Below are 26,158 nucleotides of genomic sequence, written 5' to 3' on the forward strand. Positions count from 1 at the left end.
CTCGATCACTATGCAATTTCAAGATTTACTGCAATCCGGACTTTCACTCTACCGCCAGGGCCAGCTGGCCGAGGCCGAGCAAAAGTTCCGCGCGGTACTGGCGCAGGATGCCAGTAATGTGGCTGCGCTCAATTTACTCGGCATGCTGTGCGTGAACAGCGAGCGAGCGGAAGAGGCGGTGACGCTGATTTCCAGCGCGCTGGAAGTCCGGCCGCAGGACCACCAGGCGCTGAGTAACCTCGGCCTCGCCTACCGCAAAATCGGGCAGCTCGAGCAGGCGGAGAAAAGTCTGCGCAGCGCGCTGAATCTGAACGCCGAAAATCCGCCCGCCTGGAATAATTTGGGCAGCGTGTTCAAGGACACCGGTCGGTTTCAGGAGGCGGTGAAATGCTTCGATGAGGCGCTGAAAAGGAATCCAAATTTTGCGCTGTGCTGGAGCAACCTGGCGCATGCGTTTGTGGAGCTGGACGAGTTGGGCAATGCCAAAAGGGCGGTGGAGCGCGCCCTGCAACTGGATCCGTCCCTGGCCGAGGCGCACTACAACCGCGGCGAAATCTGCCGCCGCACATCGCACTACGCTGAGGCCGTCAGGGCCTATGAAACCGCCCTGCAGCACAACCCGGATTTTTACGAGGCCCTGCTCGGCCTCGCCACCGCGCAGCGGGAGGCGGAGGACACGCAGGCGGCGCTGGACACCCTGCGGCAGCTGTTGCGCCGCAAGCCCGACCACGCCCAGGCGCACTGCAGTCTGGGCATTATTTATGAGCAGACCGGCGACAAGCCCCGCGCCGTGGAATGCTTTAAGGAGGCGATCCGGCTGGCGCCCGACGTGATCACGCCGCATTACCAGCTGGCACAAATCAAGGGGCGCACCAGTACGCCGGAGGAGCTGGCGCACATGGAAAAGCTGTGCGCGCGGCCGGGTATTGAAAACGACGAAGCCGATGCCGCCTACCTGTATTTCGGGCTGGGAGAGGCCTACGACAAAAATGGTGAAAGTGAGAAAGCGTTCGCCGCGTGGAGCAAAGCTAACGCCTTCCGCGCCAAGCGTTTTCCCTACGACGAGCAAAAACGCGCGGCCGATAAAGATGCGCTCCTCACCAATGCCACGCAGTTCAAGACGCGTGCGGAGGCCTTTGCCGTCCCGATTGCTGCGCCGCGAATGTTGTTTGTTATCGGCATGCCGCGCTCGGGGACCTCTCTGACTGATCAGGTACTGGCTTCGCACTCTGCCATTGGCAGCCTGGGTGAGGTGAGTTTCGCCTATGACATGACCAACCGCGTGCAGGCGCTCACCGGTACTGCCTATCCCGCTGGCATGTCTGGTTTGACCGAACAACAGCTGGCGCAGCTCGCGGGCGAGTACCGGCAGCGGATCCCACAGAAGCTGGCGGGTTCGGCGATCGTGCTGGACAAGACGCCGATGAACTATCAGTGCCTGGGCCTGTTGGCTGAAGTCTTTCCTGACGCTCGGTTTATTCACTGCCAGCGCAACCCCATCGATAACTGCTTCTCGATCTTCAAGTTGCCATTCGCCCACAATCAGGAGTACTCCCACAGCCTGGCCGCACTGGCGCACCACTACGGGCTGTACGAAGACATGATGGATTGTTGGAAAACCCTGTATCCCGGCCGGATCCTGGACGTGCGCTATGAGGACACTGTGGCCGATCTGGAAGCCCAGGCGCGGGGCATGGCGGCGTTTATCGGCGTTGACTTCGAGGAAGCCATGCTGGCGTTCTACGAAGCCAGGCGGCAGGTGCGCACGCCCAGTGCCAGCCAGGTGCGCCAGCCGATCTACCGGAGTGCGGTTGGGGCCTGGCGCCCCTACGAGCAGCACCTGCAGCCATTGATCGAGGCGCTTGCAGAAAAGTAGCGTCGGACAGCTTGTGCCGGGCGTAGATTCTAATCGGGCGTGACATCTAACCGGGGCGCGACTTTTGCAAGCCGCGCCTGATACACGGCCTCACTGGCCTCGAGCGCCTGCAGCAGCGGCGCCAGTGGCTCCCGGTACTTTCTCCAGCGGCCGCAGGCACTCGTACTCATTGGCGCGCGCACCTGTGCGGCGCTGGGTGTACGCACCGCGCGCTCTGTTAGGTGCGGGCTCAGGCAGGTGCGATCGAAGGACAGGTCGAGTCCCGCGAGCAGCGCGCGAATAGTGGGCTCGGGATGGGTCACCAGTGCCTCGTAGGTGAGTCGCTGGCAGCGCCCGGGCAGGGCAGTAAGCCAGTGCGCCTGCAGCCTGTCGAATTCCCGCACCCGGTGGGCCAGATGGTCAAGGCGGTGAGCGTAGTCGTGCCGCGCCGATAGCGGGTGCTGCAGGATCGATACGCAGGTATCGAGCGGTGCGCGTTCACACAGCACAAAGCGCGCCTCCGGCAGTAGCACCGCCAGCATGCCCACCAGGGCGTGGTTGGCGGGGCTGGTTTCCACGATGACCTTTTCGCTCGTCCTTTCTCTGTCGGCTGCGGTCGTATCGCCGTTCAGAGCGGCCTCCGCGCGACTGCGCAACTGTTCCCGCAACTGCCGCCGCAGTGCCGGTAAAAGCCCGTCGGGGAGTGCGCCCCAGTCCACCGGGTACTCGCCACCACAAGACTCGCGCAGCGTCGCTTCGATGGAAGTGGCAATGCCGGTCTCGCCCAGTGCACAGGTGGCCGGGTGACTGGCCAGCACCTGCTCTGCCAGGCTGGTGCCTGAGCGCGGCATCCCGACAATAAACACGACTGTGGGTAGCGTCGTTTCCGATGCGGCGGGCGCGCCCCCGGTTCGCACTAGCTCAGCCGGGTGACTGGCGACCAGTTGCGCGCCCTGGGCGCTGTCGCGAGCCGGGTCGTAAACGCTGGTCCGTGCGGCGATACGCCGCCCGGCCAGCACCGTTTCCATCGCTTCTCGCGGTTCACCCAGCTGGTCCTGCACCCGCCCCAGGGCCAGGTGCAGGCGGTAGCGCGCCAGCTCCGCCAGCCCATCGTCTGCCAATGCGTCCCGCAGCGACTGTGCATCTGCCGCGGCCAGGTCAGCGCTCTTCAGGAACGCCAGGTGAAACAGCGCGTCTGGCTGGTGCGGATGGCGGTGCAGGGTCTCGCGCAGTTCCCGCTCGGCTTCATCCAGCAGGCCGAGATATTCCAGTTGTACCGCCAAATTGGTGCGCGCGGCCGCGTGGCTCGGGTCGATCTCCAGCGCACGCCGGTAGGCCGCTGCCGCTTCCGCGGTGCGGTTCTGGCGCACCAGCGCCACACCCAAGCAGTGGTGCAGTTCCGCGCTGCGGGGAAAGACGTGCAGGGCAGACCGCAATAGCTGCTCGGCTTTCTGCGGCTGGCCCATGCCCAACAGAGCTTCGGCGAGACCGCGAGCGACACCGGGCGAACGGTTGCCGGCGGCTGCGGCAGCATCGAAATGGGTGCGGGCGCGGGCGGGTATCTTCTCCAGTTCCAGCCAGCCCAGGTTCTCGTGCAGCCCGGGGTGGCGGGGGGCGATGCTGAGGCCGCGCTCCAGCAACGGGCGCGCCTCATCGGTGCGGCCCAGCAGGCGCAGGCAGTTGCCGGCGGCATTGAGAAAGTCGGGGTTGCGGGCATCGTGGTGCAGGCACCGCTCGAATTCCAGTAGGGCCGCACCGGACTGGCCCTGCTGGGCCAGCGCCGCGCCCAGGTTGAAGCGCACGGCCGCATCTTGCGGGGTGAGTGCGGTGGCGCGGCGCAGGAGGGCTTCCGCACGCGGCCACTCGCGGCGGCGCAGCAGAAGCTCCCCGGCGAGGGCATAGGTCGCCGCCGGCGGGGCGGGCTGCTGCAGCGCCTGCAGGCAGCTGGCGAGGGCGCCGTCGTTGTCGCCGCGTCGGTAGAGTTCGAGGGCTCGGGGCAGATGCTTCATCCCATCGATTACGCCTTCTTGTGGTTCCGAAGTCAACAAATGGCTAGAAAGCTGCGCAAGAAGAGCTGTTCCCATCCAGTTAGCATGCTGCCATTTTCAATGGCTTTAGCGGGGGTTTCTGCATAAAAATTTCAGTTTTTGCCCGTTATATGGCGTTTAACTCTGCAGGTGGTGAGATTGATATCGATCAATCGATGTTTGACAGCGTTTTGAATTCGAAGTACAAAAGGCTCGGCTGCCGAGGTTTGTGCAGACATAAAAATAAAAGACCACAACTCAGGAGAGTGACATGCAAATGACGAGGAAGGCGCTGTATCTGGGCATCAGCCTGGCGATTTCCGGGGGGGCAATGGCCCAGCAGGACGCCCAGTCCGAGGACAAGGCCAAGGCCGGCGGCGCCATCGAGGAGCTGACCGTCACCGCCACCAAGCGCGAAGCCAGCGTGCAGGATGTTTCCGTATCCGTGACCGCGCTCGGCGAGGAGGCCCTGAAGATGGGCGGTATTGAGGATGTATCCCGCCTCGAGAACCTGGTTCCCGGCATGCAGTTCGGTCAGTCCGGTAGCGAAGTGCGCCTGGCCATTCGCGGTACTCGCACCAACAATGTTGGCTCCGAGGCCGAACAGGTGGTGGGTATCTTCGAGGACGGCGTCTACGTTCCCACCACCACCCAGGCCACCGGCGCCTATGTCGATGTGGAGCGCGTTGAAGTTTTGCGCGGCCCACAGGGCACCCTGTACGGCCGCAACACATTCGGCGGCACCATCAATATTCATACCCGCGCCCCGGACTTCGACTCCGTCAATGGCTATGTGTCCGCGCTGGGGGGCTCCTATGACCGCCACAAGTTTGAGGGCGCGATGAATGTCCCCATCACCGATACCCTGGCGGTGCGCTTCGCCATGATGGATGAAGCGCATGACGGTTACATTGAGAATACCGTCGTTAACGGCTCTGCCGACGACATGAACGACAAAGACATCAGCTACTTCCGCGGCAGCCTGCGCTGGCAGCCGATGGACGAGCTGGATATCACCCTGCGTGCCGGCACCTCTGACCAGGGCGGCAATGGCTCCGCTATCTGGGGCTACCAGCAGATCGGTGCCTACCGCGACGGCGTCTATGTGGACGGTCACCAGTTCGCACCGGACGACGCTTCCGACAATTTTGACCAGGGCCCGTGGAAGGTTGCTCGCAATATGGCGTCCAGCGTAGACCTGCAATCCGACTTCGCCACGTTGGCGGTGAAGGCCGATCTGGGCTTTGCATCGCTGCAGTACACCGGCAACTACACCCAGTTTGACGGTGAGCAAACTTACGACCCGGATTACACCGATGGCGGTGACGGAGACACCAGTGGTTTCGTCGGCTGGGTTTCCGATCAGAACACCCGCTCCCACGAACTGCAGCTGAGCTCCAACGGCGACGGTGCGCTGGAGTGGATGTTGGGCGCTTACTGGTTCGAGCAGGCCAGTGGCTGGAACTGGCTGGAGCGCTCCAGTGGCACGCCTGAAATTCCGCACTGGGATAACCAGGGCGATTACACCAGTGATTCCGTGGGCTATTTCGGCCACGCTACGCTCCACGCCACCGAAGACCTGCGTTTCGTCGCTGGTCTGCGCTATGCCGAGGATTCCAAGCAGCAGCGCGACCCGCTCGACTGGAGCACCTGGCGTATCGAGGGTGATGATGTGGTGGTGGATGCACTGGAAGGACAGGGCGTACCCGGTGAGTGGGACGACATCCTGTGGAAGGGTGCGGTCGAGTTCGACCTGAACGACGACCAGATGGTTTACGGCCAGGTTTCTACCGGTTACCGCGCTGGTGGTATCAATTTCGTGCGGGAAGGGGTTCCTCTGACCTATGACCCGGAGACCGTCAAGGCCTGGGAAATTGGCTACAAGAGTGCCTGGTTCGACAATGCGCTGGTGTTTAATGCGGCGGCCTACCTGAACCAGTATCGCAATATGCAAGCCCAGTCGTTCGTGGTGCTGAATGGCACAGCCAGCGAATTCACCGAAAACGGCGGTTCACTGGATTCCACCGGCCTGGAGCTTGAGGCCACCTGGATTCCGGCAGAGAACTGGCGCATCTCCGCTTCCGCGGCTTTCATGAACGCGGAGTTTGATCGCTACGAGGTTTCCAAGGTTCAGGGGCTGGGCAGCCTGGATGGTCGCCAGGACTTGACTGACCCGGATGCACCGCTGCTCGATCTGAAGGGTTACAGCCCCGCACTGTCACCGGATATGACCCTCGGCCTGCAGGTCAGCTACGACTTCCTGCTGAACGATGGCAGCCGTATCCGTCCGTACCTGCAGACCTATTACTCCGCTGACTACTATGCCTACGACATCAACGTCGAGGGAGCAAAGCAGGACGCCTACACCAAGACCGACCTGCGCCTGATCTGGGAGTCCCCGTCTGCATCTACCGAGGTACAGGCCTTTGTGATGAACCTGGAAGACGAGGCAGTGCTGAACCGCGTGGTGGTCTTCAACCCGAGTGCCGACCCGAGCATCGCTTCCCTGCAGGCCAACTTTGGCAACCCGCGCACCTGGGGCATGAACGTCAGCTACCACTTCTGAGTTTCTCTCTTGTTTGTACCGTGAACAATTTGCCCGGCTAGTGCCGGGCTTTTTTGTTTAAGTTCCAAGGGGGCTTTGGAGACAAAGGTTCTTTCTTTGAATGATTTTCAGGGACTTTGCGGTACGTGCAAAGCCTGCATTCATTTCATGAAAAGTATTTTTAGCTGAAAGCTGGGGCAGTTTGAAAACCTTCCCAAGTCTCCCGGCCATGTCTCAAACAAACACCCAGTGTCAGAATCAGAGGTCTCCTGCTTGCTATGCAGATAAATGCTACTGGAATTGGCACAACAGGGGCTCGCGCTTGAGCATCTGGCAAACGATGACGGCTATTTTTCACAGGGGTACACCACTCACGAAGGCGATTGGTACGATCAGGACGAAAGCGGGTGGGTTGTGTTGCTCCAGGAGGCCGGGCGGTCGCTGAAAGCCGGGGACTTCGTCAACATTCCCGCGCATCAGCGCCATCGGGTTATCTGGACGAGCCCCGATGAGGCGACAATCTGGCTGGCCGTGTTTTATGGATAGCTATCGTGAGTTCTCTTTAATTATCGTTCGGTAATGACACTCCTGCCCGGTTCCCTGCAGCTGAATTTTTCATCAGCCCATCTTTTTACACTTCCTGCCGCGCTCCCACGTATTCCGTAACGGTGGCTCTGGTTACCGGTTGGACAATGAGCGGCGCTCCAGTGATGGTTTTATCCGCGCGCAAGTAGGGCTCAAACGGCAGGGTATCTTCGCTCGGGCCAAGCCAGCGCGTAATAAAGTCGTGGTTATCCGGCGCGATCATGGGAAAGCTCTTTTCATGGTATTGCGCTGTATCCGGGTGCGCATCCAGAGTAATGATGCTGCAGCTCAAGGTCTCTCCCCAGCTTTTATACAGCCCGCAGAAGAAGAACGGCTGGTGATCGCCGAAGCTGAATTCCACGGGGTTTTTACCATGTTGGCTTTCCACCCAGGCGGTGGCGGGGATCAGGCAGCGGGATTTCCGGTATTCCGGGCGCTGGCCCAGTTTTTTCCAGTTGCTGTTGATGGACCAGTATTTTTGGTGAGGCTTCCAGCGATCGCCTTCGCGCTGCAGGTAAAGGTGCCAGATCGCATTTTCAATCGTCGCGTGGCCGTGGCGGGCGGTGACGATACTGACGTTGGTGGTGGGGCGTCGTCGCCGGCCAAATAGCAGGCGTTGTGGATGGTGAATGCCGTGGTCTTCGATGAACCGCTCGAGGCCTGCATCGTCGTCTACATCAAAGAGGCTGCACATACCCTTACCTTGTTTTTGCGCTCAGTCCGACGGGGTATACAGCATTTCGATATGCGGAATACCGTCTTCGTCGTAGATTTCTGAGGTTTGGGTGAAGCCGAGTGCTGAATAGAAACGCTTTAAATAGAGCTGCGCCGATATGCGTATTGGCGCCCCCGGGCATTCCCGCTGGGTGTGCTCAATCCCCAGCCGCATCAATTCCCGACCGATTCCTGTGCCGCGCACGCTCTGGCAGGTCAGCACCCGTCCGATGGAGGGTTCAGCATATTTTGCTCCCGGCGCTACAACGCGCAGGTAGGCGACCAGGGTTGGATTGTCGGATGCGCCGCTCCAGCCGGTGAGGTGCCAGGCGTTCTGGTCTTTGCCGTCTGCGTCCTGGTAGACACATGCCTGTTCCACCGCAAACACTTCCTGCCGTGCGCGCAGGATATCGTATAGCTCGCGGGTTGTAAGCTCGTCGAATGAGGACCAGCGGTAGTAGTGCTCGGGCGTAGGCTGGGGCTGAGTCTTTGGCATGGCAGTCTGGTCGAGTCTGATTGCTGTGGTGGCGCGGTGCTGAAAACGTACCCGCTAATTGCGTGGTTGCTGGGTATGTTCGGCCAGCGCGACCGCCGGTGAGGTCGGGCTATCCGGCAAGCGCCAGCCAAACTGTTTCAGCAGCGACCTAAAGCATCCCTTGGGCGGTGCCACGAAAGTCATTTCCTCACCGGTTTCCGGGTGTCGTAAGCACAGCCGGTAGGCATGCAGCAATAGTCTTGCACAGTGCAGTTGTTCTGCGAAGAAGTGATTGTGGGTGGACTTGCCGTATTTGGGGCAGCCAATCAGCGGGTGCGACAGGTGTTTGAAGTGGCGGCGGATCTGGTGTCGGCGGCCGGTTTTCAGTTCGACTTCCACCAGTGAGTAGCGGCTGCTGGGGTAGCGGTCCACCGGGTAGGGCAGCTCGACGGTGGCGATGCGCCGGTAGAGGGTGATGGCGCTCTGCTTGGGCAGGTCGCTTTTGGGCCGTTTGCGCTGGTGCTTGAAGTCGGCGACGGGGGGCAGCGGGTGGTCGATGATGCCCTGCTCGGGGCAGTAGCCCCGGCACACCGCCAGGTACTGCTTTACGGCGCTGTCACTGTCGAGCTGTGCCTGCAATTTGGCCGCGGCCGCGCCGCTCTTGCCGAAAACGATCACGCCGGAGGTGGGTTTGTCGAGCCGGTGCACCGGGTACAGGTGCGCGCCGACAAGATCGCGCAGGTACTGCAGGAGAATGCGGTCTTCGTACTTGTCGATATCGGAGCGGTGCACCAGCCAGCCTTCGGGCTTGTAGGCGGCGATCAGGTGGTCATCTTCGAAGAGCAGCTCGGGTGTCATCGGAGTGGGGTGCCGGTAAAAAGGTTTGGGGACGTCGCAGCAGCGACTGTTCTAGCTCAGGCTGAGGCCACTCTGCAAGTGTTCGGCAAGACGCAAAGCGGCTTCGCTCGGGCGGCGGTGCTTGAAATGCAGGCCGATGCCGATTTCCCCCAGCTTGGGCAGGCTGCGGGAAGGGCGCAGTACGCGCAGGGATTCCGGCACGGTGCTGCGGGTGAGGGCGGTGATGCCGAGCCCGGCTTCCAGGGCCGACTGGATGCCGTTCAGGTCGGGAATGGTAAACACATTGCGCGAGGCGATACCCGCCGATTGCAGCACCGCTTCGGCGCGCTTGCGGTACATACAGCCATCCGGTGCCAGCACCAGTGGCAGCGGCTTCAGCAGGTGCGCGGAATGCTTGTGGCTGGCCACCCACACCAGGTCATCGCGAATCACCAGCTGGCCTTCCGCGCTGTCGGGTTTTTCCTGCAGTGCCAGTATCAGGTCAAAGCGGTCCCGCTGGCCCTTGGCCAGCAGGTTGCGGCTGAGGTCACTGGTGACTTCCAGGGACACCTCCGGGTAGCTCTGGGAAAACTGGCCGATGATGCGCGGTAGCAGTACCGAGGCGAATTCACTGGGAATACCCAGGTGCAGCTTGCCGGTTACCGAGGCGCCGCTGAACTCGAACACCAGCTCGTCGTTGAGGACGAGGATTTTCTTTGCCTGGTCGTACACCCGCAGGCCGCTCTCCGTCAGGTTGAGGGTGCGGCCGGACCGCAACAGCAGCTGCCTGCCCAACCGTTCTTCCAATTCCTTGATCTGCCGACTGATCGCAGGCTGCGTGCGCGCGAGCAGTTCCCCGGCCTGACTGAATCCCCCGTTGTCGACCACGGTGACCAGCGTGCGCAGCCATTCGGTGGGGAGGTTCTTGTGAGAAAGCTGCATAAGAAAATCTTATAGGAGGATCAGAAGTATAAATTTAACAGATTCTATCCCCGGGGCTAGCATCCCTCAATAGATAAGAATCAGGAGCAGTCCATGGACCCGATAGAGACCTACCTCAAGCACGTCGATGGTGACGTGTATGCCGCAATCCAGGCCGAGCGCGCGCGTCAGGAAGCACACATTGAGCTGATTGCGTCAGAGAACTACACCAGTCAGGCGGTTATGGCCGCCCAAGGCTCGGTACTCACCAACAAGTATGCCGAGGGCTATCCGGCCAAGCGCTACTACGGCGGTTGTGAGCATGTGGATGTGGTGGAGCAGTTGGCGATTGACCGCGCCCGGGAGCTGTTTGGTGCCGAGTACGCCAACGTGCAGCCGCACTCCGGTTCCCAGGCCAATGCGGCGGTGTACATGGCCCTGCTGCAGCCGGGGGATACTTTTCTCGGCCTGTCCCTGGATCACGGTGGGCACCTGACCCACGGCGCCAAGCCGAATTTCTCCGGCCGCCTGTATAACGCGGTGCAGTACGGCCTCAACCCCGAGACCGGCGAAGTGGACTACGACGAAGTCGAGCGACTGGCGCTGGCGCACAAGCCGAAAATGATCGTGGCCGGCTTCTCGGCCTATTCCCAAATCATGGACTGGACCCGCTTCCGTGCCATTGCCGACAAGGTGGGTGCTTATCTGTTTGTGGATATGGCGCATGTGGCTGGCCTGGTGGCGGCGGGCCTGTATCCCAACCCGGTGCCGGTGGCGGATGTGGTGACCACCACAACCCACAAAACTCTGCGCGGGCCCCGCGGCGGCCTGATTCTGTCCCGCGACCCGGAGGGGCTGGGCAAAAAATTCAATTCCCTGATTTTCCCCGGTATTCAGGGCGGCCCGCTGATGCACGTGATTGCCGCCAAAGCGGTGGCGTTCAAGGAAGCGCTGGCACCGGAGTTCGTGACCTACCAGCAGCGTGTGATCGATAACGCCAAGGCGATGGCGGCGGTATTTATGGGGCGCGGTTTCGACATCGTCTCCGGCGGTACCGAAAACCATCTGTTGCTGATCGACTTGAGCAAGCGCGGCGTAACCGGCAAGGCCGCAGACGCGGCGCTGGGCGCGGCGCATATCACCGTCAACAAGAACACGGTACCCAATGATCCGCAGTCGCCGTTCGTGACCAGCGGTGTGCGCATCGGCACGCCGGCGATTACCGCACGCGGCATGGGTACCGCGGAGGCGGAGCAGCTGGCGGACTGGATGTGCGACATCCTGGAACAGCTTGCGCCGTCAGAAGCGGAAGCACTGGCGGAAGTGCAGGCGCGCGTGCGCGCGAATGTGTCGGCACTGTGTGCACGCTTTCCGGTGTATCCCACGGCCCAGTCTCACGGAGCCGCGTGATCATGTCGCTGAGTGTTTTTGACCTGTTCAAGATCGGCATCGGCCCTTCCAGTTCCCACACCGTGGGTCCGATGAAGGCGGCGGGCCTGTTCCTGCAGTTATTGCGGGACCAGGGCTGCTTTGCGGAGGTGTCGCGCGTGACCGCACATATGTTCGGCTCGCTCGGCGCCACCGGTGTCGGCCATGGCACCACTAAGGCGGTCATGCTGGGGCTGGAAGGTGAGCAACCGGAATGGGTGGATACCAGTACTGTGGATGAACGTGTGGCCGCGATCGAGCAGTGCTGCAGCCTGAACCTGGCCGGGGAGCGGGTGATTCCGTTTGATCCGCAGCAGGACCTGCTGCTGATCGGTGAGGAAGAATTGCCGCTGCACGCCAACGGTATGCGCTTTAGCGCGCTGGATGCGCGCGGGCGGGTGCTGGCGGAAGAGGTGTACTACTCCATTGGCGGTGGCTTTGTGGTGACCGAAGCGGAGGCGCAGGCAGAAAATGCCCTGGAGCAGGCGCTGGTGGTGCCTTACGAGTTCGACACTGCGGAAGCGCTGCTCGCGATCTGCAAACGCGAAAATCTCAAGATCAGCGATGTAATGCTGGCCAATGAGGCGGCCTGGCGCAGCGAAGCGGAGACCCGCGCCGGCCTGCTGAAAATCTGGCAGGTAATGCAGGACTGCGTGACCAACGGCATGCACAACGAGGGCATCCTGCCCGGCGGGCTCAAGGTGAAGCGCCGCGCGGCCAATCTCTACCAGCAACTGCGCAGCCGCCCGGAAGCCTGCCTGTCTGACCCTTTGTCGGCGCTGGACTGGGTGAGCCTGTATGCGCTGGCGGTGAATGAAGAAAACGCAGCCGGCGGGCGCATCGTGACCGCGCCCACCAACGGTGCTGCCGGCATTATCCCGGCGGTGCTGCATTACTTTATGCGCTTTTCCCGCAACCCCACGGAAGAAGACGTGATCCGTTTTCTGCTCACCGCTGCCGCCGTGGGCATTCTGTTCAAGAAAAACGCCTCCATCAGCGGTGCGGAAGTGGGCTGTCAGGGGGAGGTGGGCTCCGCCTGTTCCATGGCCGCGGCCGGGCTGGCGGAAGTGCTGGACGGGACCCCACAGCAGGTGGAAAACGCGGCGGAAATTGCCATGGAGCACAACTTGGGTCTTACCTGCGATCCGGTCGGCGGCCTGGTACAGGTGCCCTGTATCGAACGCAACGCCATGGCTTCCGTGAAAGCGATCAGTGCGGCGCGCATGGCTCTGCGCGGTGATGGCGAACACTTTATCTCCCTCGACAAAGTCATTCGCACCATGCGCGACACCGGTCGCGACATGCAGGACAAATACAAAGAAACCGCGCGCGGTGGCCTGGCGGTAAACGCCATCGATTTACCCGTCAGCGTGATCGAATGTTAAGGAAAAGAACACCATGAATAACGAAGTACGCAAGACACCACTGTACGCGCTGCACGAGGAACTCGGCGGCAAGATGGTGCCGTTTGCCGGTTACGCCATGCCTATCCAGTATCGCGCTGGCATCGTTCAGGAGCATCTGCACACCCGCGAAGCAGTGGGCATGTTTGATGTTTCCCACATGGGGCAGCTGGTGGTGCGCGGCAGCGATGCGGCGAGCGCGCTGGAAAAGCTGTTGCCCATCGACGTACAGGGGCTGGCGATCAACCAGCAGTGCTACGCGGTGATGACGTCGGAAACCGGCGGCATTCTCGATGACCTGATTATTACCCGCTGGGCGGAGAACGAATTTTTCTTGGTGGTGAATGCGGCAACCGCCGCGGCGGATATCGCGCATTTGCAGCAGCACCTGCGCGGTTGTGATATCCGCGTGCTCGGCCAGCAGGCTTTGCTGGCGGTTCAGGGCCCCATGGCCGGTGAACTGATTGGCGAGCTGGCACCGGCAACCCGCGCGCTGACGTTTATGCACGGTGCGCGTGTCGAGCTGTTTGGCGAAGACTGCTATGTAACCCGTTCCGGTTACACCGGTGAAGACGGCTTTGAAATTTCCGTGGCGGCCAGTGCGGTGGAGAGGGTGGCCCGTAACCTGCTCAACGATGGCCGCGTGCAGATGATCGGCCTCGGTGCCCGCGACACCCTGCGCCTGGAAGCCGGGTTGTGTCTGTATGGTAACGATATGGATCGCGACACAACCCCGGTGGAAGCCAGCCTGCTGTGGAGCATTGCCAAGTCGCGCCGCGCCGACGGTGCCAAGGCGGGCGGTTTCCTCGGTGCCGATGTGGTACTGGGGCAGATCGCCGAGGGTGTAGCGCGCAAGCGCGTGGGTTTCTCGGTGCAGGGCAAGATTCCGGTGCGCGCCGGTGCCGACCTGATCGATGAGGCCGGCAATGTTGTGGGCAAGGTTACCAGCGGCGGCTACGGCCCCACCCTGGGCGCCGCGGTTGGCATGGCCTATGTGGATCGTGGCTATGAAAAAATCGGCACCAGCCTGCAGGCCCTGGTGCGGGGCAGGAGCATCCCCATCGTCGTAGCCAAGACCCCCTTTGTCCCCCAGCGTTATTACCGCGGTTAAGTCGCCCAACTGAATTTTAGGAAAAAGAACATGAGCAATGTGAAATATACCGAAAGCCACGAATGGTTCTCTGTGGAAGGCGACGAAGTGACCGTCGGCATTACCGATTTCGCCCAGTCGCAGCTGGGGGATGTGGTGTTTGTGGAGCTGCCGGAAGAGGGCGCTGAGCTGGCCGCCGGTGACGAAGTGGCGGTGATCGAGTCAGTAAAAGCGGCGGGTGATATCTCCCTGCCGTTCGCCGCCACGGTGGTCGCGGTCAACGGTGCACTGCCGGATGAGCCGGAACTGGTCAACAGCGACCCCATGGGCGAGGGCTGGTTTATGCGTGTACGCCCGCAAAACCCGGCGGAGCTGGAGGCGCTGCTGAGTGCGGATGCCTACGCCGCACTGGTCGACGGCGAATAATTTTCAGGAGCGGAGACGATTCAAATGCTGCAAGCAAAGCAAACCCTGCGCGACCTGGAGCGTCGCGACGAATTTACCCATCGCCATATCGGCCCCTCGCAGGACGATCTCGCGCGGATGCTGGAAGCGCTTGGGCATTCCAGTATCGACGCGTTCATCGACGATGTGATTCCCGGTGGCATTCGCATGCCGGCGGCATTGGCGCTGCCCGAGGGCGTGCCCGAGCACGAGGCGTTGGCGGAGTTGCGTGCGCTGGCAGAGAACAACCAATCGTTCCGCTCCTTTATCGGCCAGGGTTATTACGGCACCCGCACTCCTAATGTAGTGCTGCGCAATATCCTCGAAAACCCGGCCTGGTACACCGCCTATACCCCGTACCAGCCGGAGATTTCCCAGGGCCGGCTGGAGGCGCTGTTTAACTTTCAGACCATGGTCAGTGACCTGACCAGTATGGACCTGGCCAATGCGTCGATGCTGGATGAAGCCACCGCGGCCGCGGAGGCGATGACCCTGTGTCAGCGCATGTCCAAGTCCAAAGCGCGCGCCTTTTTTGTCGATCGCGATTGCCTGCCACAGACCATTGAGGTACTGCAGACCCGCGCGGAGCCGCTGGGTATTGAGGTGATTGTCGGCGACCCCGCCAACGACCTGGATGCGGCTGCCGTGTTTGGTGTGCTGTTGCAGTACCCCGGTGCCAGCGGTGCCGTGCGGGACTACCGCGCAGTGATCGATGCGGTACACGCACAGCGCGGCCTGGCGGTGATGGCTGCGGATATCCTGAGCCTGGTCATGCTGACCTCGCCGGGGGAGCTGGGGGCGGATGTGGCGGTCGGCTCCACCCAGCGTTTCGGTGTGCCTATGGGCTTTGGTGGCCCGCACGCGGCCTATATGGCAACCCGTGCGTCCTTCAAGCGCTCACTGCCGGGGCGTCTGGTCGGCCAGTCGATCGATGCCAATGGCAAACCCGCGTTCCGGCTGGCCCTGCAGACCCGCGAGCAGCATATCCGTCGGGAAAAGGCCACTTCCAATATCTGTACCGCGCAGGTGCTGTTGGCGGTCATGGCGTCCATGTATGCGGTGTATCACGGTCCCCAGGGGCTGCGCACCATCGCCGCGCGGGTGCATTACCTCACCAGCGTGCTGGCCCTTGGCTTGCAGGAGCTGGGCTGCGAGGTGGAGAACGAGACCTGGTTTGACACCCTGAGCATGCGCGTAACCGGCGGTGCCGCCAGGGTGCACGATGCGGCGAAGCACAAGGGGATAAACCTGCGGGTGATCGACGGCGAACGGGTGGGGATTTCCCTCGACGAAACCGCGACCCGCGACGATGTGGAAGCACTGTGGTCGCTGTTTGAGGCAGAAAGCCGCTTGAGCTTCGCAAGCATTGAAACCCGTGAAGCGCCGGTATTGCCGGGCAACCTGCTGCGCAGCGATGCGCTGCTCAGTCACGAGGTGTTCAATCGCTACCATTCCGAGACCGAAATGCTGCGCTACCTGCGCACCCTGGCGGACCGGGACATCGCTCTCGATCGCTCGATGATTCCACTGGGCTCCTGCACCATGAAGCTCAACGCCACCGCGGAAATGCTGCCGGTGACCTGGCCGGAATTTGCCAACGTGCACCCGCTGGCACCGGCAGAGCAGGTGAATGGCTACAGCGGAATGATCGACAGCCTGGAAGCCATGCTGTGCGAAATCACCGGCTACGATGCCATTTCCCTGCAGCCCAATGCGGGTTCTCAGGGCGAGTACGCCGGGCTGCTGGCAATCCGCGCCTATCACGCCAGCCGCGGTGACGCGGAGCGCGATATCTGCCTGATTCCCAGCTCCGCCCACGGCACCAACCCCGCCTCTGCGCAGATGTGCGGTATGCGTGTGGTGGTGGTGAAGTGCGATGAGCACGGGAATGTCAGCCTGGAAGACCTGCGCGCGAAAGCCAGCGAGCACGCCGAGCGGCTGGCCGCGATCATGGTGACTTATCCTTCTACCCACGGGGTATTCGAGGAAGGCATTCGCGAGATTGCCGAGATCGTGCACCATCACGGTGGCCAGGTGTATATCGACGGCGCCAACCTCAATGCCATGGTGGGCCTGTGTCAGCCGGGCAAATTTGGCGGGGACGTCTCCCACCTGAACCTGCACAAAACCTTCTGTATTCCCCACGGCGGCGGGGGCCCCGGTGTGGGGCCAGTGGCGGTGGGTGCGCATCTGGCGGAATTCCTGCCCGGTGCGGTGTCGGCCGGCAGTAGAGGCATTGCCCAGGCCAATCGCCATGGTGCGCCGGTATCGGCGGCCACGGCCGGCAGCGCCAGTATTCTGCCGATTACCTGGATGTATATCCGCATGATGGGCCGCGATGGATTGCGCAAGGCTACCGAGCTGGCCATCGTCAACGCGAACTACATTGCCGCACGCCTACAGGACAGCTATCCGATTCTGTATCGCGGTAGCAACGGCCGGGTAGCCCACGAGTGCATTGTGGACCTGCGGCCGCTGAAGGAAACCAGCGGTATTTCTGTCGACGACGTGGCCAAGCGCCTGATCGACTACGGTTTCCACGCGCCCACCATGTCTTTCCCGGTGGCCGGCACCTTGATGATCGAGCCCACGGAAAGTGAATCGATCGAGGAGCTGGACCGTTTCTGCGATGCGATGATCCAGATTCGCGAGGAGATTGCCCGGGTAGAGCGGGGAGAGTGGCCGCTGGACAGTAATCCGCTGGTCAATGCGCCGCACACGGCGGAAGTACTGGCGATGGAGCCGTGGAATCACGCCTACAGCCGGGCCGAGGCGGTGTTCCCGCTGGACAGCCTGCGCCAGAGAAAGTACTGGCCGCCGGTAGGCCGGGTGGACAATGTGTACGGGGATAAAAACCTGATTTGTGCCTGCCCGCCGATGACGGATTACGCAGAAGACTGAACCAAAAAGCGCAGCCTTGAACTGCGCTTTTTTTCGTCTGAGGTTTTGCGAAAAGCCTACTCGCCGCTGATGCGATAGCAGGGGGTGTAGGTCTTGCCTGGTAGCTTCATCCGCTGCTGTTTGACGAAGGATTCCAGCAGGCTGTCCATGCTCTGCATCAGTGCCGGATCGCCGCATAATTCGTAAGGCCCGTTTTTCTCCACGTTGCGAATGCCTTCATCCTTCACATTGCCGGAAACAATGCCGGAAAACGCCCGGCGCAGGTTGGCCGCTAGGAGGTAGGGTTCCTGATTCTGGTGCAGCGCGAGCCCGCGCATATTTTCATGGGTGGGCGCAAAGGGCCGCTGGAACTCGGTGGAGACTCTCAACTGCCAGTTGTAGTAATAGGCATCGCCGGTTTCCTTACGGTACTGGCGCACCTGCTGGATACCGGCAGCCATTTGCCGGGCCACTTCCTGCTGGTCATCGATGATGATCTGGTAGCGCGAGCGGGCGGCTTCGCCCAGGGTGGAACCGATGAACTGGTCAATGCGGATGAAATAGTCGGCGGCGCTGGCCGGGCCGGTAAAGATCACCGGGAAGGGCTGCTCGCGATTTTCTTCGTGGAGCAGGATGCCCAGCAGATACAGAATCTCTTCCGCCGTGCCGGCGCCCCCCGGGAACACGATAATTCCGTGGCCGGTGCGCACGAAGGCTTCGAGTCGCTTTTCGATATCCGGCATGATCACCAGTTCGTTGACGATCGGGTTGGGGGCTTCCGCGGCAATGATGCCCGGCTCGGTGATGCCGAGATATTGCCCGTGGCGGTAGCGTTGCTTGGCGTGGCCGATGGTGGCGCCCTTCATCGGCCCCTTCATGGCACCGGGGCCGCAGCCGGTACAGATGTCCAGGTGGCGCAGCGCCAGCTCGTAACCCACGCGCTTGGTGTAGTCGTACTCTTCCTGGGAAATCGAGTGGCCGCCCCAGCACACCACCAGCCTGGGGGTGCGGTCGCCATCAAAAGTGCCGGCATTGCGCAGGATATGGAATACCGCATCGGTTACCCCCTGGGCCGATACCAGGTCGTAGCGCGGGTTTCCGGTAATTTCGCTGTTCACGTAAATGATGTCACGCAGCACCGCAAACAGGTGCTCGGCGATGCCCTGGATCATCTTGCCGTCGACAAACGCCGAGGCCGGGGCATTTTTCACTTCAAGTTTGACGCTGCGCTCGGTGGGCACCACGGCGATATCGAAATCCCGGTATTTCTCCAGCAGTTCTTTACCGTCGTCCATGTAGTTTCCGCAGTTGAGAACTGCCAGGGCGCAGTTGCGGAACATTTGATAGTGGGGGCCATGGCTGTGGCGGGCCAGCTTGTTAATTTCGTATTTGGACAGAATGTCAAACTGTCCGGTAGGGGATACCTGTGCATCAACGAGATCGGTAGACATACAACCCTCAAGCAATACTGCCGGCACTCACCTTGCGATTCGAATCTGCCATTCGAATCTGCAATGCACCGTGCAGTTGTTATCGATAAATCAAAATTATTGATTGCTCTGGTCTTACATTATGGCACTGGCGGAATTACGCACGACGATGTGGCTAATAATGGCACGAAAATCCTTATCTATCGGAAGCTTCAGCTTGCGCCGATTGATGGCCACTTGTCCAGTGGTTCCACATAGACCCAGCGTTTTTTGTGCAGCTTGAACAGGGAGATTTCGTGCAGCGCACGCTCGGTGTCGCCATCGGTAAACCAGGCTCGAAACTCGACAATGGACTTCTTCAGCCCCTGTTTGCTTTTTACCACTTCGAGCCGTTGCCACCGGGTGGTCAAATCGTCGCTGTTGAGCTCGGGGCAGGTGTCCGGGTGCCAGGTTTTTGTCAGGTAGGGCAGGTTGCCGGTCACAAACGCACTGTAACGGCTGCGCATCAGTGCCTCGGCAGTATTGGGGTAGGCTTGGCCGCTCAGGTAAATCCCGCAACACTGCGCGAGTGGCTTGCCGGAGCAACAGTGGCAGGGCGGGGACGCAGACGTGGCGGGCGTTGACATGATGGATACAGGCTCCGGTGTTTGGTGATCTCTGGCATGTGCCGGATATGATATCAGGCAGGCGCAAAACTGACCGGTCGGGTCTTGAGAGGAAATAGGCGCAGTACCTGCTAGGCTCAAAGTAGTAACGGGCGCCGTTTTGGCGAAAGGCAGGTATGAGATGATGCGCTGGGTTGTGTCTACAGGCGTTTTATTGGCCGTGATGGCGTTGGTGACCAGCGCACAAACGGAAGACCCCGGCCAGCCGCAGCTGGGCGGAGGGCAGAGCCCCAACCTGAGCTTTTGCCAGGAGCGCTTCTACGATGAGGATGACGGGTTGATCCGCTGCAACTGGGCGGTGAACTTTAACTTCGCCTGCTTTGTTTCCTACCCCAGTAACAAGATTATCCAGGCGGGCTCAAAGCTCTCTGAACCGGAAGTGGTGGGCGAGTGTGATAATGGCGAGCGGATTATCAAGCTGCTGCATTATTAACCGCCGCACTGGGGCTGCGCCCGGGCGTTACTTCAATTCCCGGTGTAACCCTCTACGTCAATTCTCTTCATCAACTCCCTGGATTAATTTCCTGTTTGTCCCCCTGCAGAAACCTCCTGCACCTATCTCCACAGAAACTTCCTGCGTTGACTGTCTCGATTGGCCAAAGCATCTGGTCGGCCGCGTCATGTGCGGTGCTGGCGGATTCCTGAATTGCTGCTAGCATGGGCGCTGATTTTCAATCTGATTTTCTATAACAACAGCAGTGGTAGGAGGGGCAATGCGGCCAACTCTGGGTTCGAATAATGTGCGGCAACGTCTGTTTGCCGTGGCCGGCAGTACGGTACTGGCCATGGCGCTCAGTGCGTGCGGCGGGGATAAACAGGACAAGTCAGACGGGGCCGATTTCGCGCGCCAGGGCGCATTCCCGTCGACCTATAAAGCCGACGAGGCCGCGCCGGTTCTGATTCGCGGAGCGACCGTGTTAACGGGCACCGGTGAGCAACTGAACAATACGGATGTATTGCTGAAAGACGGCAAGATCGCAGCGGTCGGTGAAGACCTGAAAGCCCCCAAGAAGGGCATGGTGGTGGAAGGGGCCGGCAAATGGGTGACCCCGGGCATTATCGATGTCCACTCCCACCTTGGCGACTACCCCGCACCGGCGATTGAATCCTCTCAGGACGGCAACGAAATGACCTCGCCGAACACCGCCGAGGTGTGGGCCGAGCACTCCGTGTGGACACAGGATCCGCAGTTTGCGCTGGCCCTGGCGGGCGGCGTGACCACGCTGCAGATTCTGCCTGGCTCGGCCAACCTGTTCGGCGGCCGCGGCGTCACCCTGAAAAACGTACCCGGCCGCAGTGTGCAGGACATGAAATTCCCCGGCGCGCCTTATGGCCTGAAAATGGCCTGTGGCGAGAACCCCAAGCGGGTCTATGGCGGCAAGGGCAGTGCGCCCTCAACGCGCATGGGCAACGTGGCCGGTTATCGCCAGGCCTGGATTGAAGCCTCCGCGTATCGCGACAAGTGGGATAACTACGAGAAAAATGGCGGGGAGGAGCCGGACCGCAACCTGCAGATGGAGACCCTGGCAGGGGTGCTGAACGGCGATATCCTGGTACACAACCACTGCTACCGCGGTGAAGAAATGGCCATCATGATGGATGTGGCGGAGGAGTTCGGGTTTCAGATTTCCACCTTCCACCACGCGGTAGAGGCGTACAAGGTTGCTGACTTGCTGGCAGAGAACAACGTCTGTGCAGCCATGTGGGCGGACTGGTGGGGCTTCAAGCACGAAGCGTTTGATATGACCGAAGCCAATATTGCCATTGTTGACCAGGCCAAGGCCTGCGCATTGATCCATTCGGATTCTGCGGTGGGTATCCAGCACCTCAACGAGGAAACTGCCAAGGCGATGGTGGCAGGCCAGCGCGCCGGTTTCCATATCGAACCGCGCCACGCCGCAGTCTGGATGACCCTGAACCCGGCCAAGTCCCTCGGTATTGATGACGTCACCGGCAGCCTGGAAAAAGGCAAGATGGCAGATGTGGTGGTGTGGTCTGGCAACCCGTTCAGCGTGTACAGCAAAGCCGAAAAAGTCTTTATTGATGGCAATTTGATGTACGACCGCGATAACCCCGAGCGACAGCCGCACAGTGACTTTGAGTTGGGGATTCTGGATGCCGAGGGTGAGCGTCTGCCGGAAGGAGGAGAGCGCTAATGAAAATGAAACAGTTGCTGAAGATGGGTGTGCTGGCCTCTGTATTTTTCACGGCGCCAGTGGCGTTGGCGGAAACACTGCTGATCAAGGGCGCAAAGGTCATCACTTTGAGCGATCAGGGCACCCTGCAAATCGGGGATGTACTGGTCAAAGACGGCCGCATCGCGCAGATCGCGGATGATCTTGGCACTATGACGGCGGACCTGGTGATCGACGGCCGCGGCAAAGTGGTCACTCCGGGCCTTATCGCACCGAATAGTGAACTGGGGCTTACGGAAATCGGGGCGGCGGCGTCGACCAATGACGGCGCGATTGAAGACAGCTCTATCGGTGCCGGTTTCAATCCGGTAGTCGCCTTCAACCCGCACTCCACGTTAATTCCGTTCAACCGCGCCGGTGGCGTTACGCGCGCCGTGGTGGTGCCCAATAGCCAGCAGAAGATTTTTGCCGGGCAGGGTTTTGGCATAAAGCTCACCGGGGATTTCGACAGCGTGACGGATCGGGCACTGCTGCAAAAAATCTATTTTGGTGAATACGGCGCTTCTCTGGCCGGCGGCAGCCGGGCACGTGCCTACGCGCAGATTCAGGCCGCGCTGGGGCAGGCGAAGGAATACGCGGACAACCGTGATGCCGTTCGCCGCGGTGAGTGGCGAGATCTCGATTTCTCCATTGCCGACCTGGAGTCCCTGCAGCCGCTGCTCAGCGGCGAGCAATCTCTGCTGGTCAATGCCGACCGGGCCAGCGATATCCTGCAATTGCTGGCGCTGGCGAAGCAGTTCGATCTGAAGCTGATTATTGAGGGCGCTTCGGAAGGCTGGATGGTCGCGGAGCAGCTGGCCGCCGCGCGGGTTCCGGTGGTTATCGACGCAATGAGCAATACGCCCACCGCGTTTGAGAAGCTCGGCGCGCGCCTGGATAACGCCGCACTGTTGCACAAGGCGGGCGTGACCGTGGTGATCGGCGGCCCCGGCTATGCCGGTACCCACAACAGCTACCTCTCGCGCCAGGGCGCCGGCAATGCCGTGGCGTACGGGCTGCCTTTTGAAGAGGGCGTGCGCACCATCACGGCAAATGTTGCCCAGGTGTTTGGCCTTGAAGGTGGTGTGCTGGTGCCGGGTGGCGCGGCGGAGTTGGTGCTGTGGAGCGGTGATCCGCTGGAAGTGACCAGTTTTGCAGAGCTTGTTGTGATCGACGGGAAGCCACAATCCCTGGAGAACCGTTCAACGCGCTTGCGCGATCGTTACCTGCACCCTGGTGCTGGTACCGGTCATGGCTACAAGAAGTAATCAAAACTAACGGATGGGAGTAACCCCTGAGATGATGAGTTTACAAGTGACTGCGCTCTATGCGGGCCTGTGCGCGCTGCTGGTGATCGCCCTGGCATTCAAGGTAGTGGCCTTTCGCCGCGGCAAGAAAGTAGGGCTGGGTACCGCTGGAGATAAACAAGGGCAGGTCGCTGTGCGCACCCATGCCAATGCGATTGAATACATTCCGCTGGCACTGATTCTGATGCTGATTGCGGAAATCAACGGCCTGTCACACCTGTGGCTGCACTGCCTGGGTGGGGCCCTGGTGCTGGGGCGTCTCCTGCATGCGATCGGTTTGGTTGCGGGGCAGGGCGGTTATCATCCCGGTCGTTTTCTTGGCACCTTGCTGACCTGGGTGGTGATCATCATTCTGGCGGTAATCAATATCGCCGCTGCGTTCTAACCACTCCGCCATAAAAAAAGCCCGGCAAGCCGGGCAGAGTACAGGGGTGGAAAAGAGTACAGGGGTGGAAACCTGGGGCTCGTTCCGCGCAGCCGGGTGGGGAATCCAGCTGCGCGGGCGGCCATAGCTTGTTTACATTACTGGTTGGCTGCCAGCGGGGTAACGTTTTCGCTGTCTGCTTGCTCGTCCGATTGCTCTTCTTCCAGCAACGCTTCCGGTTTGCCTTTGCAGGCCTTCGCCAGTACGTCCCGGCGCTTGGCCAGCATCAGGCCGATTTCTTCACAGGCTTCTTCGGAAACGCCTTCAACATTGCGCTCGATCAGCGCGGTAATGTTGGCGGCCAGTTCCAGCATCTTGTCGTGTTCTTCGGCGTCTTTCTTGTTGTCGAACATGGCTCCGTCTCTATCACATTTCCAAACCGCTACTACCGCCATAAGGGCCTCCTGTTGTCTTTTACAGTGATTCCGGACTGATGCCGGGCAATAACCGTGTGTTGTTTAACTTGGATGAATATACAGTATCTGTATGGGTATCCAGTGTCAACCGCTCAATGCGGTCATCCACTGATGTGTTAAAACCCGCCACCATTATCCAGCCATTCCTGTTCTTGTGCAGAGTTTTTCCGGCCGAGCGCCGCATTTCGATGGGGATAGCGCCCAAATTGGTCAATTACCCGCCGGTGTGCCACGGCAAAACGGTAGTAATCTTCGGCCGCATTTGCCGCTTCCGGGCTTACTCCGGGTCCGTTTACGGGGAAGTCGTGCCGCAACTGGTCGAAGTAGGCCACCGACTGGGCCTGCACCTCGTCCAGCTCGGAATGCTCCAGGGGCATCCCCACAAAGGCGCGTTGGTGCAGCCCTAATTGGCGCTGCTGGTTGCTGCGAATCATGTTCTGGCAGATCTCCAGCGCCAAAGGGTCGCCGGCAAACGCCCTGGCGGAGCCGCGAAACACATTGCGGGTGAACTGGTCGCACAGGAGGATCAGTGCCAGCCGGCCGTCGATGGATTCGGTCCAGTGCCCGAGTTCGCCCGCCAGCGCGGCATCAATGGCACGGTCAAACCGGTTGAGGATTTCGGCGTCGAATTCGTCACTACGTTGGAACCAGTGCGCGCGCTGGTGTGCTGCTGGGTCGCGCTGCAGGTCGTCACTGCCAAACCAGAACGCAAGGACCGAGGTGGGTGTGGCAGTGGTACTGGGGAGAGGCGTAGTGGCTGGGGTGGTAGTGGCTGGGGTGTGTGAAGTCATAGGTATCCCGTTTGCGTGATAAAGTGGCTGCGTGGGGTTACAAGACCGTTTCCCTGATTATTTTTGCATCTGCTTTGCATCCAAAGCGGATCGCCGCTGCGTCCATCAGGAGAAGGGTAAAGCCCGGCCGTGTGACAGCAGTGCGGCAGGCCTGTCTGGTAGAAGGTACTGCAGATGGCCGCCCGGATACAGGGTGGCCAAATTATGTACAAGTTGCTGTCGCACAGACCCTGGGCCCGCGGTGGGCCTTTTCAGCCGGTCAGATTAGTAAGAGCGAGATAACATCAATGAGAGCGAATGAATTAACTACGCGTAACCGACAGCCTCGCTGGGCGTGCGCCTTTGTGGCGGCCCTGGCAATGGGTGTCTCCGGCAGCTTGCTGGCACAGGACGATGAGACGGTAGCCCCGCAGCCGCCGCAACCCCCGGCAGCGGTGGTCGCACCGGAGGCGCCGGCGAAGTCGGCAGAAAACAAGGTGTCGAAACAGGTGCGGATCTTGCGCCAGGAAGACGGCAGCCTGCGGATTCACGCCCGCGATGAAAATGGCGAGAGCGCTGACGTGCAGATCGACCTCGGCGAGGAGTTTGGTGGCGCGGTCACCCGCCGTATCTACGAGAAGCTCGAAGAGAAAGGGATTCTCGATGAGAAGGGGCTGGTGGTCGAGGAGGCGCTTGATTCGGTGCCGCGCAATATCAGTATCGGCATCAATGCCGATATGGAGCGCGCCGAGCGCATCCGCGCCGAAGTGGAGCGCGCCCGGGCCGAGCACGGTGAATATCGGGAGCATTATGCAGAGCGTCGTCGTGGCCCGGATATGGAGTGGTTGATCGGTGTAGTCGCGATCCTCGCGGTCTTTGGCACCCCGATCATGATTGTGTGGTTGGTGACCCGCAACAGCTATCGCAAGAAGCAGCTGCTGATGGACAACATCAATCGCATGGTCGCTGAAGGGCGTGATATTCCGCCGGAGCTGCTGGACGCAATGGAAGGCGAGCGCGCTGGTAGTACGAAAGACCGCGGTTTCACGCTGATGGCGGTAGGTGCGGCCATCTTCATCTGGTTGACGGCCGCTTCGGGTATTGGGGCTGGCAGCCTGGGTCTGATACCACTGTTTATCGGGGTAGCCCGGTATTGGAACTGGAAACTCGATCACCAGCAGGCCGGTTAAGGATTACCACCCATGGACCTCAATGATGAGGATCTGATCAAGCGTGTCGTCGAAGACGGGGACCAGCGGGCTTACGCCCAGCTGGTTCGTCGCTATCAGTCACAGCTGCGATTCTCGCTCCGCCAGCTGTGCAATGGCGATCAGGGTCTTGCCGACGACATGGCGCAGGAGGCCTTTATCAAAGCCTACAAGGCGCTGCCGGCATTTCGTGGGGATGCGCGCTTCAGCACGTGGCTGTACCGCATCGCCTACAATCTGGTCATGAGCCACAAGCGAAAGAATACACCCGAGGTGGATCAGGAGGCGGTTGACCGCGCCCAGGCCCAGGAAAGTGTCGAAGAAGCACAGCAACTGGGCATGGCCAGAGACCTGAATTCGGCGATGGGGGAATTGAGTGACGCCCAGAGACAGGCGGTGCATCTATGTATGCAGCGCGGCTTTTCCCACGAGGAAGCGGCCACAATTATGAAATTGCCGCTGGGCACGGTAAAATCCCACGTTAATCGCGCAAGGGCCAAGTTGCAGTCGTTACTGCAGGCCTGGCGGGAGGAGGTAGCCAGTGGCTGATTCAAGAAATT

General features: G+C 60.7%; 23 protein-coding genes. 14 read left to right on the top strand and 9 right to left on the bottom strand.

Features of this window, described 5'->3' with window-relative positions; genetic code table 11:
- Positions 1–10 precede the first annotated feature (10 nt).
- Positions 11–1,876: a tetratricopeptide repeat-containing sulfotransferase family protein gene (locus JF535_RS10715; RefSeq protein WP_207001942.1), complete on the top strand. Its 1,866-nt coding sequence runs from the start codon at positions 11–13 to the stop codon at positions 1,874–1,876.
- A gap of 29 nt (positions 1,877–1,905) precedes the next feature.
- Here the strand turns inward: JF535_RS10715 and JF535_RS10720 are convergent, their stop codons facing one another.
- The gene (locus tag JF535_RS10720; RefSeq protein ID WP_207001945.1) at positions 1,906–3,864 is read right to left on the bottom strand and encodes a tetratricopeptide repeat-containing sulfotransferase family protein; all 1,959 of its coding nucleotides are present in this window, start codon (positions 3,862–3,864) and stop codon (positions 1,906–1,908) included.
- A 289-nt stretch (positions 3,865–4,153) separates the two neighbouring features.
- Between JF535_RS10720 and JF535_RS10725 the strand changes: the two genes are divergently transcribed.
- Positions 4,154–6,448 carry a TonB-dependent receptor gene (locus tag JF535_RS10725; protein WP_207001947.1) on the top strand — a complete coding sequence of 765 codons (2,295 nt, stop codon included), beginning with the start codon at positions 4,154–4,156 and terminating at the stop codon, positions 6,446–6,448.
- A gap of 267 nt (positions 6,449–6,715) precedes the next feature.
- Entirely contained in the window at positions 6,716–6,973 is a 258-nt protein-coding gene (locus JF535_RS10730; protein ID WP_207001948.1) for a cupin domain-containing protein, read from the top strand.
- Positions 6,974–7,058: 85 nt separating this feature from the next.
- On the opposite strand, the gene JF535_RS10735 is transcribed toward JF535_RS10730, so the two are convergent.
- From JF535_RS10735 to JF535_RS10750, 4 genes are read right to left on the bottom strand one after another with little or no spacing between them, the layout of a single operon-like run.
- Positions 7,059–7,706, bottom strand: a complete 648-nt coding sequence (locus tag JF535_RS10735) for an SOS response-associated peptidase family protein (RefSeq protein WP_207001950.1) — start codon at positions 7,704–7,706, stop codon at positions 7,059–7,061.
- A gap of 21 nt (positions 7,707–7,727) precedes the next feature.
- Positions 7,728–8,222: a GNAT family N-acetyltransferase gene (locus JF535_RS10740; RefSeq protein ID WP_207001952.1), complete on the bottom strand. Its 495-nt coding sequence runs from the start codon at positions 8,220–8,222 to the stop codon at positions 7,728–7,730.
- A gap of 54 nt (positions 8,223–8,276) precedes the next feature.
- A complete protein-coding gene (locus JF535_RS10745; protein ID WP_207001954.1) occupies positions 8,277–9,059 on the bottom strand; it encodes a pseudouridine synthase in 783 nt (260 codons plus the stop codon).
- 51 nt (positions 9,060–9,110) lie between these two features.
- Entirely contained in the window at positions 9,111–9,980 is an 870-nt protein-coding gene (locus JF535_RS10750) for a LysR family transcriptional regulator (RefSeq protein WP_207001956.1), read from the bottom strand.
- A gap of 93 nt (positions 9,981–10,073) precedes the next feature.
- Here JF535_RS10750 and glyA point away from each other — a divergent pair, with 93 nt between their 5' ends.
- The 5 genes from glyA to gcvP are packed head-to-tail and all read left to right on the top strand — an operon-like array spanning position 10,074 to position 17,225.
- Positions 10,074–11,369, top strand: coding sequence for a serine hydroxymethyltransferase (gene glyA / locus JF535_RS10755; RefSeq protein WP_207001957.1), 1,296 nt, complete (start codon positions 10,074–10,076; stop codon positions 11,367–11,369).
- A gap of 2 nt (positions 11,370–11,371) precedes the next feature.
- Positions 11,372–12,772 carry an L-serine ammonia-lyase gene (locus JF535_RS10760; RefSeq protein WP_207001959.1) on the top strand — a complete coding sequence of 467 codons (1,401 nt, stop codon included), beginning with the start codon at positions 11,372–11,374 and terminating at the stop codon, positions 12,770–12,772.
- A 13-nt stretch (positions 12,773–12,785) separates the two neighbouring features.
- The gene (gene gcvT, locus JF535_RS10765) at positions 12,786–13,901 is read left to right on the top strand and encodes a glycine cleavage system aminomethyltransferase GcvT (protein WP_207001961.1); all 1,116 of its coding nucleotides are present in this window, start codon (positions 12,786–12,788) and stop codon (positions 13,899–13,901) included.
- Between the two features lie 30 nt (positions 13,902–13,931).
- Positions 13,932–14,306: a glycine cleavage system protein GcvH gene (gcvH, locus tag JF535_RS10770; protein WP_066964953.1), complete on the top strand. Its 375-nt coding sequence runs from the start codon at positions 13,932–13,934 to the stop codon at positions 14,304–14,306.
- Positions 14,307–14,330: 24 nt separating this feature from the next.
- Positions 14,331–17,225: an aminomethyl-transferring glycine dehydrogenase gene (gcvP, locus tag JF535_RS10775; RefSeq protein WP_207001964.1), complete on the top strand. Its 2,895-nt coding sequence runs from the start codon at positions 14,331–14,333 to the stop codon at positions 17,223–17,225.
- Positions 17,226–17,281: 56 nt separating this feature from the next.
- Here the strand turns inward: gcvP and ppnN are convergent, their stop codons facing one another.
- Positions 17,282–18,655, bottom strand: coding sequence for a nucleotide 5'-monophosphate nucleosidase PpnN (gene ppnN, locus JF535_RS10780; protein ID WP_207001966.1), 1,374 nt, complete (start codon positions 18,653–18,655; stop codon positions 17,282–17,284).
- Positions 18,656–18,846: 191 nt separating this feature from the next.
- Entirely contained in the window at positions 18,847–19,260 is a 414-nt protein-coding gene (locus tag JF535_RS10785) for a YchJ family protein (protein WP_207001968.1), read from the bottom strand.
- Positions 19,261–19,420: 160 nt separating this feature from the next.
- Between JF535_RS10785 and JF535_RS10790 the strand changes: the two genes are divergently transcribed.
- The 4 genes from JF535_RS10790 (at position 19,421) to JF535_RS10805 (ending at position 23,165) form a co-directional block, all read left to right on the top strand.
- Positions 19,421–19,732 carry a hypothetical protein gene (locus tag JF535_RS10790; protein ID WP_153039213.1) on the top strand — a complete coding sequence of 104 codons (312 nt, stop codon included), beginning with the start codon at positions 19,421–19,423 and terminating at the stop codon, positions 19,730–19,732.
- 280 nt (positions 19,733–20,012) lie between these two features.
- Positions 20,013–21,455 (top strand): amidohydrolase family protein, encoded by a 1,443-nt coding sequence (locus JF535_RS10795; RefSeq protein WP_340674164.1) that lies wholly within the window; start codon positions 20,013–20,015, stop codon positions 21,453–21,455.
- Positions 21,455–22,741 (top strand): amidohydrolase family protein, encoded by a 1,287-nt coding sequence (locus JF535_RS10800; RefSeq protein WP_207001970.1) that lies wholly within the window; start codon positions 21,455–21,457, stop codon positions 22,739–22,741. Before JF535_RS10795 ends, JF535_RS10800 begins: the two co-directional genes overlap by 1 nt.
- A gap of 31 nt (positions 22,742–22,772) precedes the next feature.
- Complete coding sequence (locus tag JF535_RS10805; RefSeq protein ID WP_242523795.1) at positions 22,773–23,165, top strand: MAPEG family protein; 393 nt, start codon at positions 22,773–22,775, stop codon at positions 23,163–23,165.
- Positions 23,166–23,302: 137 nt separating this feature from the next.
- Here JF535_RS10805 and JF535_RS10810 read toward each other — a convergent pair whose 3' ends face one another.
- Together JF535_RS10810 and JF535_RS10815 are read right to left on the bottom strand one after the other, a co-directional pair.
- Complete coding sequence (locus tag JF535_RS10810) at positions 23,303–23,599, bottom strand: YebG family protein (protein WP_207001972.1); 297 nt, start codon at positions 23,597–23,599, stop codon at positions 23,303–23,305.
- 137 nt (positions 23,600–23,736) lie between these two features.
- On the bottom strand, positions 23,737–24,411 hold the full coding sequence (locus JF535_RS10815; RefSeq protein ID WP_207001974.1) for a DUF924 family protein: 675 nt from the start codon (positions 24,409–24,411) through the stop codon (positions 23,737–23,739).
- Positions 24,412–24,755: 344 nt separating this feature from the next.
- On the opposite strand from JF535_RS10815, the gene JF535_RS10820 reads away from it, so the two are divergent.
- Together JF535_RS10820 and JF535_RS10825 are read left to right on the top strand one after the other, a co-directional pair.
- The gene (locus tag JF535_RS10820) at positions 24,756–25,580 is read left to right on the top strand and encodes a DUF6249 domain-containing protein (protein ID WP_340674165.1); all 825 of its coding nucleotides are present in this window, start codon (positions 24,756–24,758) and stop codon (positions 25,578–25,580) included.
- A gap of 12 nt (positions 25,581–25,592) precedes the next feature.
- Positions 25,593–26,147, top strand: a complete 555-nt coding sequence (locus tag JF535_RS10825) for a sigma-70 family RNA polymerase sigma factor (RefSeq protein WP_207001976.1) — start codon at positions 25,593–25,595, stop codon at positions 26,145–26,147.
- Positions 26,148–26,158 lie beyond the last annotated feature (11 nt).

This window comes from Microbulbifer salipaludis (assembly GCF_017303155.1).
Taxonomy (GTDB): Bacteria; Pseudomonadota; Gammaproteobacteria; order Pseudomonadales; family Cellvibrionaceae; genus Microbulbifer; species Microbulbifer salipaludis.

Bases quoted from the DNA above. Each gene is read 5' to 3' on its own strand.
- JF535_RS10715 (WP_207001942.1), top strand. From the start codon at position 11: ATGCAATTTCAAGATTTACTGCAATCCGGACTTTCACTCTACCGCCAG.
- JF535_RS10720 (WP_207001945.1), bottom strand. From the start codon at position 3,864: ATGAAGCATCTGCCCCGAGCCCTCGAACTCTACCGACGCGGCGACAAC.
- JF535_RS10725 (WP_207001947.1), top strand. From the start codon at position 4,154: ATGCAAATGACGAGGAAGGCGCTGTATCTGGGCATCAGCCTGGCGATT.
- JF535_RS10730 (WP_207001948.1), top strand. From the start codon at position 6,716: ATGCTACTGGAATTGGCACAACAGGGGCTCGCGCTTGAGCATCTGGCA.
- JF535_RS10735 (WP_207001950.1), bottom strand. From the start codon at position 7,706: ATGTGCAGCCTCTTTGATGTAGACGACGATGCAGGCCTCGAGCGGTTC.
- JF535_RS10740 (WP_207001952.1), bottom strand. From the start codon at position 8,222: ATGCCAAAGACTCAGCCCCAGCCTACGCCCGAGCACTACTACCGCTGG.
- JF535_RS10745 (WP_207001954.1), bottom strand. From the start codon at position 9,059: ATGACACCCGAGCTGCTCTTCGAAGATGACCACCTGATCGCCGCCTAC.
- JF535_RS10750 (WP_207001956.1), bottom strand. From the start codon at position 9,980: ATGCAGCTTTCTCACAAGAACCTCCCCACCGAATGGCTGCGCACGCTG.
- glyA (WP_207001957.1), top strand. From the start codon at position 10,074: ATGGACCCGATAGAGACCTACCTCAAGCACGTCGATGGTGACGTGTAT.
- JF535_RS10760 (WP_207001959.1), top strand. From the start codon at position 11,372: ATGTCGCTGAGTGTTTTTGACCTGTTCAAGATCGGCATCGGCCCTTCC.
- gcvT (WP_207001961.1), top strand. From the start codon at position 12,786: ATGAATAACGAAGTACGCAAGACACCACTGTACGCGCTGCACGAGGAA.
- gcvH (WP_066964953.1), top strand. From the start codon at position 13,932: ATGAGCAATGTGAAATATACCGAAAGCCACGAATGGTTCTCTGTGGAA.
- gcvP (WP_207001964.1), top strand. From the start codon at position 14,331: ATGCTGCAAGCAAAGCAAACCCTGCGCGACCTGGAGCGTCGCGACGAA.
- ppnN (WP_207001966.1), bottom strand. From the start codon at position 18,655: ATGTCTACCGATCTCGTTGATGCACAGGTATCCCCTACCGGACAGTTT.
- JF535_RS10785 (WP_207001968.1), bottom strand. From the start codon at position 19,260: ATGTCAACGCCCGCCACGTCTGCGTCCCCGCCCTGCCACTGTTGCTCC.
- JF535_RS10790 (WP_153039213.1), top strand. From the start codon at position 19,421: ATGATGCGCTGGGTTGTGTCTACAGGCGTTTTATTGGCCGTGATGGCG.
- JF535_RS10795 (WP_340674164.1), top strand. From the start codon at position 20,013: ATGCGGCCAACTCTGGGTTCGAATAATGTGCGGCAACGTCTGTTTGCC.
- JF535_RS10800 (WP_207001970.1), top strand. From the start codon at position 21,455: ATGAAAATGAAACAGTTGCTGAAGATGGGTGTGCTGGCCTCTGTATTT.
- JF535_RS10805 (WP_242523795.1), top strand. From the start codon at position 22,773: ATGATGAGTTTACAAGTGACTGCGCTCTATGCGGGCCTGTGCGCGCTG.
- JF535_RS10810 (WP_207001972.1), bottom strand. From the start codon at position 23,599: ATGGCGGTAGTAGCGGTTTGGAAATGTGATAGAGACGGAGCCATGTTC.
- JF535_RS10815 (WP_207001974.1), bottom strand. From the start codon at position 24,411: ATGACTTCACACACCCCAGCCACTACCACCCCAGCCACTACGCCTCTC.
- JF535_RS10825 (WP_207001976.1), top strand. From the start codon at position 25,593: ATGGACCTCAATGATGAGGATCTGATCAAGCGTGTCGTCGAAGACGGG.